The sequence below is a fragment of the Duganella sp. Root336D2 genome, assembly GCF_001425005.1.
Classification (GTDB): Bacteria; Pseudomonadota; Gammaproteobacteria; order Burkholderiales; family Burkholderiaceae_D; genus Rugamonas.
Genome location: NZ_LMDB01000012.1, coordinates 476,415 through 488,610 on the forward strand (window position 1 = coordinate 476,415; position 12,196 = coordinate 488,610).

The 12,196-nt window shown below is 61.0% G+C and carries 16 protein-coding genes; 5 read left to right on the top strand and 11 right to left on the bottom strand.

Annotated features, from left to right (window positions below; translation table 11 throughout):
• Window positions 1–6 precede the first annotated feature (6 nt).
• The 8 genes from ASD07_RS12290 to ASD07_RS12325 all read right to left on the bottom strand — a co-directional run bounded on the left by ASD07_RS12290 (window position 7) and on the right by ASD07_RS12325 (window position 4,760).
• Complete coding sequence (locus ASD07_RS12290; RefSeq protein ID WP_055930086.1) at window positions 7–459, bottom strand: nuclear transport factor 2 family protein; 453 nt, start codon at window positions 457–459, stop codon at window positions 7–9.
• Window positions 460–491: 32 nt separating this feature from the next.
• Window positions 492–854 (bottom strand): hypothetical protein, encoded by a 363-nt coding sequence (locus ASD07_RS12295; RefSeq protein ID WP_055930089.1) that lies wholly within the window; start codon window positions 852–854, stop codon window positions 492–494.
• The gene (locus ASD07_RS12300; RefSeq protein ID WP_055930091.1) at window positions 848–1,285 is read right to left on the bottom strand and encodes a hypothetical protein; all 438 of its coding nucleotides are present in this window, start codon (window positions 1,283–1,285) and stop codon (window positions 848–850) included. Before ASD07_RS12300 ends, ASD07_RS12295 begins: the two co-directional genes overlap by 7 nt.
• A complete protein-coding gene (locus tag ASD07_RS12305; RefSeq protein WP_055930093.1) occupies window positions 1,282–1,704 on the bottom strand; it encodes a hypothetical protein in 423 nt (140 codons plus the stop codon). Before ASD07_RS12305 ends, ASD07_RS12300 begins: the two co-directional genes overlap by 4 nt.
• A gap of 314 nt (window positions 1,705–2,018) precedes the next feature.
• The gene (locus tag ASD07_RS30800) at window positions 2,019–2,393 is read right to left on the bottom strand and encodes a hypothetical protein (RefSeq protein ID WP_156397980.1); all 375 of its coding nucleotides are present in this window, start codon (window positions 2,391–2,393) and stop codon (window positions 2,019–2,021) included.
• A gap of 26 nt (window positions 2,394–2,419) precedes the next feature.
• Window positions 2,420–2,986 (bottom strand): DUF4240 domain-containing protein, encoded by a 567-nt coding sequence (locus tag ASD07_RS12315; RefSeq protein WP_055930099.1) that lies wholly within the window; start codon window positions 2,984–2,986, stop codon window positions 2,420–2,422.
• A gap of 119 nt (window positions 2,987–3,105) precedes the next feature.
• On the bottom strand, window positions 3,106–3,924 hold the full coding sequence (locus ASD07_RS12320; RefSeq protein WP_055930102.1) for a sugar phosphate isomerase/epimerase: 819 nt from the start codon (window positions 3,922–3,924) through the stop codon (window positions 3,106–3,108).
• Window positions 3,921–4,760 (bottom strand): phytanoyl-CoA dioxygenase family protein, encoded by an 840-nt coding sequence (locus tag ASD07_RS12325; RefSeq protein ID WP_055930105.1) that lies wholly within the window; start codon window positions 4,758–4,760, stop codon window positions 3,921–3,923. The genes ASD07_RS12320 and ASD07_RS12325 overlap by 4 nt, the downstream gene beginning before the upstream one ends.
• Before the next feature lie 86 nt (window positions 4,761–4,846).
• On the opposite strand from ASD07_RS12325, the gene ASD07_RS12330 reads away from it, so the two are divergent.
• Window positions 4,847–5,800: a LysR family transcriptional regulator gene (locus ASD07_RS12330; RefSeq protein WP_229207126.1), complete on the top strand. Its 954-nt coding sequence runs from the start codon at window positions 4,847–4,849 to the stop codon at window positions 5,798–5,800.
• Between the two features lie 7 nt (window positions 5,801–5,807).
• Window positions 5,808–6,989, top strand: coding sequence for a DUF418 domain-containing protein (locus tag ASD07_RS12335; protein ID WP_055930108.1), 1,182 nt, complete (start codon window positions 5,808–5,810; stop codon window positions 6,987–6,989).
• Here the strand turns inward: ASD07_RS12335 and ASD07_RS12340 are convergent.
• Window positions 6,956–7,984, bottom strand: coding sequence for a hypothetical protein (locus tag ASD07_RS12340; protein ID WP_229207127.1), 1,029 nt, complete (start codon window positions 7,982–7,984; stop codon window positions 6,956–6,958). The genes ASD07_RS12335 and ASD07_RS12340 overlap by 34 nt on opposite strands.
• Window positions 7,985–8,093: 109 nt before the next feature.
• Here ASD07_RS12340 and ASD07_RS12345 point away from each other — a divergent pair, with 109 nt between their 5' ends.
• Together ASD07_RS12345 and ASD07_RS12350 are read left to right on the top strand one after the other, a co-directional pair.
• On the top strand, window positions 8,094–8,549 hold the full coding sequence (locus ASD07_RS12345) for a hypothetical protein (protein ID WP_055930113.1): 456 nt from the start codon (window positions 8,094–8,096) through the stop codon (window positions 8,547–8,549).
• A 44-nt stretch (window positions 8,550–8,593) separates the two neighbouring features.
• On the top strand, window positions 8,594–8,875 hold the full coding sequence (locus ASD07_RS12350; RefSeq protein ID WP_055930116.1) for a hypothetical protein: 282 nt from the start codon (window positions 8,594–8,596) through the stop codon (window positions 8,873–8,875).
• Here the strand turns inward: ASD07_RS12350 and ASD07_RS12355 are convergent.
• Entirely contained in the window at window positions 8,859–9,497 is a 639-nt protein-coding gene (locus tag ASD07_RS12355) for a hypothetical protein (protein ID WP_055930119.1), read from the bottom strand. The two genes, ASD07_RS12350 and ASD07_RS12355, sit on opposite strands and share 17 nt — an antisense overlap.
• 51 nt (window positions 9,498–9,548) lie before the next feature.
• Here ASD07_RS12355 and ASD07_RS12360 point away from each other — a divergent pair, with 51 nt between their 5' ends.
• Window positions 9,549–9,872 carry a hypothetical protein gene (locus tag ASD07_RS12360; RefSeq protein ID WP_055930122.1) on the top strand — a complete coding sequence of 108 codons (324 nt, stop codon included), beginning with the start codon at window positions 9,549–9,551 and terminating at the stop codon, window positions 9,870–9,872.
• Here ASD07_RS12360 and ASD07_RS12365 read toward each other — a convergent pair.
• A complete protein-coding gene (locus tag ASD07_RS12365; RefSeq protein WP_307144280.1) occupies window positions 9,869–11,941 on the bottom strand; it encodes a GGDEF domain-containing protein in 2,073 nt (690 codons plus the stop codon). The two genes, ASD07_RS12360 and ASD07_RS12365, sit on opposite strands and share 4 nt — an antisense overlap.
• Window positions 11,942–12,196: the final 255 nt, after the last annotated feature.

The window sequence follows — 12,196 nt, forward strand, 5'->3', positions numbered from 1 at the left end:
CGAAGCTTATGAAATGATAGGAGTTGCCATCGCCTCCGCCGTGCCCTTGGCGGCAATGCGGTTCAGGGTTCGTTCCAACGCTGCAGTATCGGGATAAATGCGGACGCTGGTTACTCGACCCCAGCGGATTTCGATCAGGTTCACGCCTTCCGCAGTGGTTTTGACGCCGTCGGTGCCGTTGTTTGTTTCGGTCCAAATCGCCTCGACCTGCGTGTGCCATGGCCAACCCGAAACCCTCACCTCGTGAAGCGTGAAGTTGATCCCCTGCAGCAGGCGAAGCAGCCGCTCGTACCAGGCGAGAATCGCTTCGGGAGTCCTGCGTGTTCCTGATAATGCATGTGTGCCGACAAAATAGTGCGTGGCGTGCGGAGCCAGTTCATCGGTTACGGCCTCGATGCGTCCTGCGCTGAGCCCAGCAAATACCTGCGTGATTTTGCGGCGTACGATAGCGTGGTACATAGGCTATTCCTTAGCCAGTTTGAAAGCTGCAATCATGGCGATCCTAACCAGAGAAGGGCTGCGACGGCGAAGAAAACTATCCAGGACAGGTGCCTGCCGCGGGTGAAGCAGAGCGGGAACAGGCCAGATAGCAGAGCAACGATACTGAAGACACGCAGTACCGTTCCGGCCTGCAGCTGATCACCGGATGCAAGCATGACAAGGGCGGCGATACCCCACCAGACCAAGGTGAGGAGGTGCCAGACAAATCTCAACGTTCCCGTTGTGAAGTCGGTTCCACCGAAAAGCGTGGGCAGGTTATCGCGTTTGAAGAGGCGAATGAGGATGTAGCGCTCGCCGAGATACGAGTGGGCGACGCCGGTGATGAAAAGCAGAATTGCGGCGATGGTCAGCATTTCCTGGCCCGTGGCGCGTGCCCGCGCAGGATTTCGAGCCGGTTCGATGGAGCGTCAGGCGCGAGGAAGTCGGGAATAGTAAATTCGTCGCGTGCGGGCCTGGTCAGGAAAGTGACAGGCCACTCCGTAATTCGCTCTTCGCGGCAATGGACATACTCGCCCGGCTCGGGTTCGTCGATGTACTCGCGCTGGAGGACCAAGGCAAGGGGGGCTTCTGTCCCGGGATTTTGGTCGGCAAACTCCTTCGCCTCTTCGAACGTTTCGAAGGCGTAGTAGTAATCGCTTCCGTCATCTTCGTCAGGCGCGCCGCGCTCCGGATGACACCATACGCGGTATTCGAGGACAGCGTCCCACACGTAGCCGCCGCCAGACTTCGCGGAGGCCGGGTACTCGCCGACTTTTAGCGGATCAAGGACGTCGGGGTATTTCATCGGTTAGGTGCAGGTGCAATGGCTGGTTGAAAGACTCGCTTTCGGCGAGCGATAAAGAACACAATCGCCCCACCGGACAAGAATGCCCAGAGCTTTTGTTCAAACAATATCAGGACAAGCGCAACTGGTCCATCTATGAAGGCTGCGGTGAACAAGACGCAAACTACGTTCGCCAGCAGGTGAATATAGGGTGCTTCAGGCAGGCGCTCGCCAGCCCACATCGTCAGCAAAGCACCGGCAACGCCGAAGAGGAAGGAACACAGCAGGATTGATAATCCTAATTTCAGCATCGAACCGTTGCCTGTACTGAGGGCAATGTCGAGATAGACGGACATCAGTCCAGAGCCGAACAACCACGCCAGACCGGACAAGACGCCGATGACGACTATAAGTCCCACCTTCAGTTTCGTGTTTTCCATGTTCCCTGACTAATCGGTCCACATTGGCAGACCTGGTTTTGGAACGCCTGCTACCAGAAGATGCCGATGCTTGCGGCAGAAAAGTTCCTGATACCAGCCGTAATGCGGGTCGTTGCAGATCGAAGCTTCAATAGTATCGGGTAGAGCGCTCGTTGGCGTCGTAAGGTCTTTGGTCAAATGTCCGAAAACAGAACCTTTGTCAGGCCAATCCGTAACAGCCGGTTTTTCGGTCAAGGAGTTGCCGCTGGCGAGTTCCCTAGCCAGGATCGCTGCCAGGTCTTCACAGAAAAGTGTCGAGGATCTCAATTTAACTCCTAACACTGGATGCCGACGTCTTTCGCCCTGTAGTAGGCAAGCCATGCGATGAAAAATGATACTGCGCCGAAGAGCAAGAGGAACCATTCGGGTTCGCGGGAACGCAGCGACGCGTAGATCCCATATCCGCTGAAAAGCGCTCCAAGCAGAAGCCACATCACGACGCCGCTAGGCAGATTTTTTCGATCCGTCCCGATGCCGTATAGCTTTTTTCCTCGCTGGTTCATTTCGTGCACGTCGGCCGCTTCTTTGGCACAACGGTCGGAACAAGCGATAGCGACTCCTGCATCAACCACGCAGGTCCGACAGACCGCTTTGCCGCAGGCCTTGCAGACGCCGACCGAATTGGAACCTGAATGTTCAAAGCATTCCATTTGAAATCACTCCTGGTATCTTTACTTTAGCGTGCCGAAACGCCGAGCGGGCTGTTGGCCCGGAGGCCAAGGGTCGTGTATCGAGCGGGGGAAAACGCTTTGCCTTGCGCATGCGCGCATGCGCAAGTATCTTCCTCTTCCCATCGGGTGCCTTCAACCTCTCGCCCATTGGGGAGGTCGTGTTCGGGGAAGTCTTCGGAAGGTTTGCCGGTCTTCTCTTCCCAGGCCTCGGATGCAAGGTACTGGTAGCCCTCAACCTGGCAATCGTCGTCATGCTCTTCCACGAATTCGGCGAGCGAATCGGCATTGGCCATTGCTGATTCGTATACTTTCTCGCCGCGCGAAATCAGCCAGCCGCGGAAGTCCATGAAGCCATCGTCCGAGCAGCCGCCGCCAATGATGTAGGCGGCGCCCCAGAGATCCCAGTGATAGGCACGCGCATGGTATGCGCTCAAGTGGTAGTCGAAGGAGACGATTTCGTCCGGCGAAAGCTCACGCAGGAGTTCACCAAGAGTCCCGAGTTGCTCATACGGATCGCCGCCGGCAGCATTGCGCGATTTGTCGATGATGCTCCAAAAGCCTGCTTTATCCATGGTGATTCCGTTTGCGTCAAAAGAAATATTGCGAATATACAATTAGCAGTATGACATTGAACGGGGAAAAGAAAAAGGGCATGAATCATCATGCCCTTTGCTCACGAAGCGGATTTGAATCACATGCAGTAGCGTTTGCGCAGCAGGTCCAGCATCGCCACGTTCTGGTCCCAAGCATTGCTGACCGGCTGGCCGGTGTAGGGCAAGGTGAAGGTATAAGGCGCCGGGCCGAATTCCGGCGTGAGCGTCATGCGTTCGGCGCCGTCGTTGCGGCGCAGTTCAATGATGCGGTCCCACCAGGACAGGTGGGCCTTCAACGCATCGGCGTTTTCCGGTGCGCGGAAGTCGGCCACCTGCGGGCCTTGCTGGTGGCCGATGCGGGCGTGGATGTGGCGCACGCGCGGCAGCACCTTGGCCAGCGTCAGTTCCTGGTCTTCCAGCAGCGATTCGCAAGCCACGCACCAGTGCGAGAGGTCGGCGTTCAGGTGCAGTTGCGGCAGGCGATCGAGGTAAGGCAGCAGCAGCATCGGGTGGCCGCTGAAGCGGCTGCGATGGATTTCGTGCACCACCGGCACGCCGTATTCTGTGGAGATGTCGGCGGCGAGTGCGATCAGCTCTTCGTTTTGCTGCGGCGTATACCAATCCTTGCCGGTGTGCGAGTTGACCAGCACAGGCTGCACCTCGCAGGCGTTGCGCAGCAGTTCGCCGAGTGCCTGTTTATGCGCTTCGAAGTCGCTGTGAAACACTGTCTCCCATTGGGCGACAATCAGATCCAGTCCTGCGTTGGCGACCTTATAGACCCAGTTGTCGCGCTGGGCGCGGTCCAGCGGCAGCGACATTTCGATGCCGTCGAAGCCGGCCTCTTTTACCTTGGCGATGAAGACGTCCGGCGGCAACTCATTGCTGCCCCAGTGCGGCGCGAAGATACTGATTTTCACAGGAAGCCTCGCACAGGGAAGGATGCGTCACGCTGGATCCAGTTGCGCTTGGAGTATTCAGTGCGGCCATCGGTCACGTGCAGCGTATAGGCGTGGCGCGAAACGGGCGAACGATTCGGGGCGCTGTAGTGTGGCAGCAGGCCGTGGAAGCAGACCAGAGAGCCGGCCTTGCATTCGAGCGGCACGGCGGTGGCGTCGGTTGGCCACGGCATGTTGTCCAGTTTTTCCACGCGCACCTGGTCGCCCTCGCGGATGAATCGTTCGCGCAGCGGAGAGCGATGGCCGCCAGGTTCAGCCCACATGCAGCCGTTTTCCAGCGTGGCGTCTTCCAGTGCGAACCAGAAGGTGGTGACGCTGATCGGGGTGGTGTCGAAGTAGGTGGCATCCTGGTGCCAGCGCACCTCGCCGCCGATGCCGGGCTGCTTGAAGATGTACATCGATTGCCAGACTTGCGGTTCGGCCAGGCCGATGTCGCGGGCGATCTGCTCCAGGCGCGCATCGGCGGTGAAGGCGCGGAAGGCCGGGTCCAGGTCGTGCATGGCGTGGCCGATTTTGTTGATCGACAGTTCCTTGGCCTGTTTCAGTTGCCCGTCCGGGCCGAAAGCTTCTTCTTCAAAGAAGCAGCGCATGGTGTTGTCCGAGGCCAGGAAGTAATCGTCGGCTTTCTTCTCCTGCTCCTTGGTGGTGAAGATGCCTTGCGCAACGGCCGGGTCGAAGTCGTTGACGACTTGCGCGGCGCGGGCGCGCAGGGCGGCGATTTCGCCTGCGGTCTTGAAGCCGGGGATGACGATGAAGCCATCCTTGGCGTATTGGGCTTTCTGGGCGTCGGTCAGCATGCTGTGCTCCTTTTCTTAATGCAGGTCATTGTAGGGAAGCCATTGGGTGCGAACAATGCGCAAACGGTTGACACATTGTCTCCAAAATGGAGACAATTGTTGCCGTGGACCAGCTCAAGGCAATGGAAATCTTCGTGGAGGTGGCGCGCCAGCGCAGCTTCAGCGGCGCGGCGCGCCGGCTTGGCATGAGCCGCGCCATGGTGAGCAAGCATGTGATCGCGCTGGAAGAACGGCTCAATGCGCGCCTGCTGCATCGCTCCACGCGCGACGTGAGCCTGACCGATGCCGGGCAGGCCTACCTTGAACCTTGCGCCCTGGCGGTGCTGCAGGCGCAGGAAGCAGCTCGGGTGGTGACGCATGCCGGCATCGAGCTGGCGGGGCCGCTGCGGATACAGGCGCCGTCCAGCTTCGGCAGCGAATGGCTGGCCGATGCGGTGGCGCGATTCAGCCTGCCGCATCCGCAGTTGTCGCCTTTGCTGCATGTGGATGATGCGCTGCTCGACCCGATCGAGCATGGCTTCGACCTGACCATCCGTGTGGGCGGGATTCCGGATAGCCGTGCGCTGGCGATACGACCCCTGGCGCCTTGCCGCGGCGTGCTGTGCGCCTCGCCGGCCTACCTGGCGCGGGCCGGGCGGCCGGAGGTGCCGGACGACCTGCATCGCCACCAGTGCCTGCATTTCAGCCACCTGACCGGCGGCATCGCCTGGCATTTCGCGCGCGGCGAGGAGCAGGCTACGGTGCGGGTGACGCCCGCCTTCACTGCCAATAACGGGATGGTGCTGCAGCATGCCGCCCTGCGCGGGCTCGGCATCGTCTACACGACAACCTTCCTGGCATGGCGCGACATTATCGAGGGACGGCTGGTGCCGGTGCTGTCCGACTGGGAGCTGCCCCTGAACCATTTGAGCGCCCTGTACCCGGCCACGCGCCAGCTATCGCCGAAGGTGAGGGCGCTGATCGATTTCCTGGTGGCGGAATACCAGCCCGTGCCTCCTTGGGACAAGGCCTTGGCAGACGCGGGGTTGCTAAATATATAATCACGGGATGAACCAACACCGCCTCCTGCAGGTCGACGCCTTGCGCGCCTTTGCGCTGCTCGGCATCCTGGCCGTCAATATCTGGTCGTTCGCCGACCCCTATTTCGCCTCCGGCGTGAACAACCCGCGCTATGCGGGCGGGCTCGACGTGGCGGTGCGTTTCATCGTTGCGCTGCTGTTCGAAGCCAAGTTCTACCTGCTGTTCTCCTTCCTGTTTGGCTACAGTTTTACTTTGCAGCTGGCGGCGGCCGACCGTGCCGGCGCCGCATTCCGCCCGCGCATGCTGCGCCGGGCTGCGGGGCTGGTAGCACTGGGCGTGCTGCATGGCTGCTTTCTGTTTTATGGCGATATCCTGCACTTGTACGGCTTGCTGAGCTTACTGCTGCTGTTCTGGTATGGCCGCCAGTGGCGAACTGCCGAAAGTGCTGCACTATTGCTGATGCTGGCGGCGTGCATGCTGGTGGTGCTGGGCGTGGTGCTCATGCTCTCCCCGGAAGCGGGACCGCCGGAACTGAAGGCGGTATTTGCCAAGGTGGCCGCTTTCCATGCGAATGCGGGCAGCACGCAGGCATTCATCATGGACGAGTTTCCATCGACTGTCGCGTTCCTGATGTTTGGCCAGGGGCCAAGCGCGCTGGCGATGTTCCTGCTCGGACTTGGTGCGGGGCGTGCGCATTTGCTCGATGGTGTCGATTCGTTCGAGCAGCTGGTACGGCCCATCTTGCGCCTTGGCGCCTCGTTCGGGCTGGGCGGCGCACTGCTGTATGCGGCCGCAGCCGAGTTCGCGCCGGGCGGGGTGCTGATGATTTTCGCCACCGCGCTCAGCTACCTGACTGCGCCGATCCTGACGGCGGCGTATGTCGTGGCCCTGATGCTGTTGTTCGAAAGCCGCTACGGCGCGCGTGTGATCGCGGCACTGGCGCCGATGGGCAAGCTGGCGTTAAGCAATTACCTGATGCAGTCGCTGGCCATGGCCTTGCTGTTCACCGGCTACGGCATGCGCTTGTGTGACGAACTTCCGCCAATCGCCGTGCTCGCGCTGGTACCGGCAATCTACTTCACGCAAATGGCCCTCAGCGCCCGGTGGCTCAGGCACCACGCCTACGGCCCGGCAGAATGGCTCTTGCGCGCCATTACCAACTGGCAGTGGGCGCCTCAGGAAGCAGGAGCCCAGCCGCCGTCGCGGTAGACCTGGTCGTCGTCGAGGTAGACCGCGTCGGTCTGGACGAAGACGTCAACGTGGAAGCGGGCATCCTTGCGTTTGAACTGGGGCTTCTGGTACTGGCCGTGCTTGGCGCCCAGCGAAAGGTGGATGCCGCACATGCGTTCATAAGTGCCGATATCGTCCACCGTGCGTTCGCGCGAGAAGGCGCGGTTCATGCCGAAGCCGAGTTCGCGCACCCACACGTCGCCTTCGTGTGCGCGGATGATGGCCAGCATATTGTCGAATTCCGGCGTGCTGTTCTCGGCGCCGACCACGCGGCCTTTTTCGACGATCATGGTGATTGGAGTGGCTGGGCGGTTGACGTGGAAGGTGGTGTCGCCGAATACAAACACCTTGGCGCGGCCGTTGACCGCTTCCAGGTCTTGCGCCTCGGTGAACACTTCGCCGATCGGGAACAGGCCGCCGGCATTCTTCATCGCGCTGTAGTCGCCGATATTCAGCTTGGCCTCTTCAAACGGGGAAGCGAACACCAGCCTTTCGCCGCCGCTTTCCACCACGCCCGACTGCGCGCGTTCGATACGCGCCTTCAACGCGTGGCCGACGCCGCGGTAATACGCCGGGTCATAAGCCAATGCATCAATATAGACAAGACCTTGCTCGCCCGGCATGCGTGACAAATGCATATGCTCCATCACCTTCAGGCCGCGTTTGAACAGCTCCATGCGGATGCGGTATTCGTTGAGGCGGAAGCTGGTGGTCTGTACCAGCACCACCAGGTCGCCGGGCTGTAGTTGCTCGAAAGCCGCAAGCACGTCATCCGGCTGTACCGTGTCGAAATCGATGAAACGGCCTTCGGGCAGGGCTGCGCGGTAGGCGTCGGCCAGCACTTGGGACAGTGGACTGCGCCGGTCGAACACCACCAAAGCCTGCTGTGGCGCGGCGTATTCGATGGCGTGGGCGAGCAGGTCGCGCACATTGCGGGCTGCCGAATCATGGGCGGCAGGTGGAAAAGCTGTCATTATCAGGCTATAAAGAGGATGAGGCATGCGCATTATACGGCGTGACGCTGCTTGAACCGGGAAGGGGCGCGAGGTAGAATCGGGTGAATATAGCCGGGGAGAAACATTGATGGGTGTACAGTTTGGCCAGGACCTACCGCTGCAGCGGCCCGATGAAGCGGATAGCCGGGCGGCCATCTTCGTCCCGACTTCCAACATCAAGGAAGATATCCTGACTGCCATCCGCAAGGGGGCGGCGGTAGTCGGCTACGGCAATCACGACCACACTTTGACCATCTATTACGAAAGTAACCGCTTCAACGAGCCGACCCTGGCCAAGTGGGAGCAGAAGGCGCGCAAGGCTTACGACCGCCTGCGCGACAACCTGCCGACCACGTCCAAGATGGTGTGCAAGCTGGATAACTTCGAGCAGATCGGCTACATCAGTAACAAAGGCATCACCATCCGCCGCCGTGCCAGCCTGGATCGCTGGCTTGAAGAGTCGGATGCCCAGGATTCCGCACCGGATGGCGATAACGTCGCCTTTGCCCCGCCGCCGCCGCCCAAAAAGATCGTCGCCGATTAAGACTCGGTGCTACCATCTGCCCACAGCCAAATAGTGGAGGGCAGATGCAGGTAAGCCTTTTAGCGGCGGGCGGTGCGTTCCTGTTGGTGTTGCTGGCATCCAACGCCATGCGGCGTGCCTTCATGCGCCATGTGCAAGCGCGCGGAACCGATTTGTCGGCTGCCGATACGGCCGGCTGGCTGCTGTTCATCGGACTGGCTTTCCTGGCCGCCGCCGTGCTCGGGGTGCTGAACCTCTCGAAATTCCTCAACCTGGCTTTTTGCAGCACCTTGCTGGTGTTCGGCGTGGCCGCGCTGGTTGGCGCCTTTGTCATCGGTCGCCGCTAGCATCTTCTTGCCACGCCACCGGGATGTTGCGTATCTCGTTGCCGTTCCACGCAGTGACCAGCCCTTCAACACGTTTGCCTTCGACCTTCAGCGCTGCCACGTGATAGCGGTAATCCGGCCCGAACTGGCGTTCGGCGGCGCGGCGTGCGCGTTCCGCATCGTCGCCGTGCAGCAGTAGCGCCAGCGCGGCGCACAGCATGGTCGACAGGGCGGCGCCGCTGCCAGCTGCCAGTCCCATATGGCGCGGTTTGTGGCCGGCAGCGCGGCGCGCAGCCAGCACGGCTGGCGCGCCAAGGGTGCGGTACAGCCAGTGCAGCAGCAGCAGCCAGGTTGCGCTGGTGAGCAGGGAGGGGAGAACGCGCGGCTGCAGCTTGAGTTGGGCCAGGGTCAGGTCGACCGGCTGCATCAGGGGCCAGGCCAGCATCATCACGCCAAGCGCACACAGGCCGAAGGCGGCAATCCAGCGTACCAGGGAAGCCATATGCAGGCTGCCGAACAGCAAGCCGATACCGGCTGCTGCGCCGAGCAGGAAAAGGCCGGACCGTATGGCCAGCAAGTCGCAGGTGCCCAGCACCACCAGCACCATGCCCGCCCGCTTAAGGATGGGAATGTGCGCGTCCATTGGAGTATTCTAGCGTAACATTTTCAATATGCAGGAAGGAAAGGAGACACCATGAAAAGCATGATTGCCGTGCTGTTTGCCACGCTTGTACTGGCCCTGGGCGGTTGCCAGAAACCGGAAGACAAGCGCATTGGCCCGGCGGAGCAGGCCGGCCGCGAGATCGACAAAGCCGCCAGCGTGGCGGGCGAGAAGCTGGACCAGGCCGCCAGCAAGGCTGAAGAAAAACTGGGCCAGGCCGGCGAGAAACTGGACCAGGCGGCCCAGCAGGCTGGCGAAAAGCTGAACAAGGCGACTGAGAAGATCGGTGAAAAAGTCGAGCAGGCTGGCAAGGAGATGCAGGAGTCGGCCCGCGACGCGCGCAAGGAAAAGAACTAGTTTCCCGACTTGCTTTTCAGCGCCACCACGTTGGAAGGCGGCGGCTCGTCGGGCGTGCCGCCCAACACCAGCGTCAGGTCGACAAAGCCGGCGCGCCAGGCCTGTTCCAGGTTCTGTTCGATGGCTTCCATCGAGGTCTGCTCGAAGTTGCTGAAGCCGCGTACGCCGTAGGCGCGGTTGCGGCCATGGGCCTTGGCCAGGTACAGCGCCATGTCCACCAGGTTGACCGCGCGCTCCCAAGGCAGCGGCAAGCCGCCCGGCGCCAGCGGGAACGGCGCAAAGCCGACCGAGACGTTGACGTGGATCATGTGGTCCTGGAACGGCACCGGTTGCGACGATATGCAGTTCAGGATGCGGCGCGCAATCTCGTCCACGCCGTTGCGCGGGATGGCCGGCAGGAAGGCCAGGAATTCCTCACCGCCCCAACGCACGATCATATCGGTCTCGCGCAGCGCAATGCGAAGGCTTTCGGCAATCATCTTCAGTACCGCGTCGCCGGCCGCGTGGCCGTAGGTGTCGTTGACGTGCTTGAAATGGTCGACGTCCAGCAGGAACAGGGCGCCCACGATATCTTCGCCGTTGGCGCCGCGCCGCTCCACCTGGTTGTGGGTGCGCATGTAGTCCTGGAAGTGGCGGCGGTTGTACAGCGCCGTAAGCGGATCGAGCGAGCTTTGCGCCTTCAACTCCAGGTTCTTCACTTCAAGCTGGGCATTGGCCTGGCGCACCTTGCGATACAGCAGGCCGACGATCACGGCAGCCAGCGCGAACACCACCGCCAGCAGCCACCAGATGCGCTGCTGCAGGCGGCGCGCGGTCAGCTCCGCACCCTTGGCCTGGTTTTCATGCGACAGCTGTTCGATCTGGCGCTTCTTCTTTTCGGTGTCGTACTTTTCCTGCAGCTCCCACATGGTCTTCTTGCGCTGCGACTCGAACAGTTCGTTCGAAATCTGGCGTTCGCGGTGGTAGGCTTCCACCGCACCCTGGTAGTCGCCCACCCGCTCCAGCGCTTCGCCGTACTCGGTCAACAGGGCTTGCAGCTCCGGCTTGTCGCCGGTTTTCTCAAAGTAGGCCATGCCGAGCGCAAAGGACTTCTTGCCTTCGGCAACCTTATTGGTTCCCATGTAGGCTTGCCCGGCATTGATGCGCGCTGTGGCTTCGTTGGCATCGTCCTTGGCTTCGCGTGCCGCCGCCGACGCTTCGTTGGCAAAGCGCAGTGCAGCAGGGAAGTCATGCAGCTTGAGGTTGATATCGGACAGGTTCACCAGCGTGGTGGCGATCATGCGCTTGGCGCCGAGCTTGCGGGTCAGCTCCAGGTTGGCCAGCAGGGCGCGCATGCCGCGCTTGTATTGCTGCGTATCGACTGCCAGGCCATATTCGGTGTTGTTGGCGATTGCCATGCGGCCCGGCGATTCCAGGGATTCCGACACTTCGAAGGTTTCGCCCAGCGTTTCCCACGCCTTGTCGTACTCGCGCACCTGCGTGTAGAACAGGGTGAGGGCATTCAGCGCGCTGGCCAGCGGCACCTTGTCATGCTCGACCTTCTGCGCCAATTCCACTGCCGACTGCAGGCGGATCAGGGCCACGGGATAGTTGCCCTGTTCGGCGTAGCTTTGGCCGGCGGTGATGGTCGACTGCACGCGCAGCACCATGTCGCTGGTGGCGCTGGCCAGCTTTTCCGCCTCGAAGGCCATTTCGTGCGACACCTGGCGTTCGTTCATCGCGGAGCGGACATAGGCCTTGGTCAGCAAGCCTTTGGCGATGATGATCCTGTCGTCCTGTGCGCGCCCGAAGTCGTGCAGTTCTTCGGCCAGGGCGAGCGCGACGTCGAGCTTGCCAAGGCTGCGGTGGGTCAGGCTGAGCTGGGCGAGGAATTCGGCGCGGGTCAGGGGCGGGGCGGAGCGTGCCACCGGCTCCATCTGCTGTAACTGGACCAGCGCTTTTTCGGGGACGAAGCGCACCAATTCGCGGATCTGGGCAATTTCGCTGTCGAGTGGCGACTGGGCAAACGCAAGGAGCGGCGCAAGCAGGCAGGCGCCGACCAGCGTGCGGAGGCGCTTGGAAATCGTCAAAACCGGAAAGCCTGGCAACTTGTGTCCTTGGGGTCGCATGAGCAGCGTGTGCGGTTCATTATATGCCTGTTGCAAGCAGGAAATCCGCAATATGACTCACTATTTTCATGATAGACGCCTTAACTGTGGGGAAAATACAAGTGGAATTTCTACTTGTGTAATTACTTAAGAGAAATTTCCGCCTGGACCTCGAATTCAACCGTTCGTCGCACGCGCCGCGCGCAGCGCTTGGGCACCCGATACATTCCGCCTCAC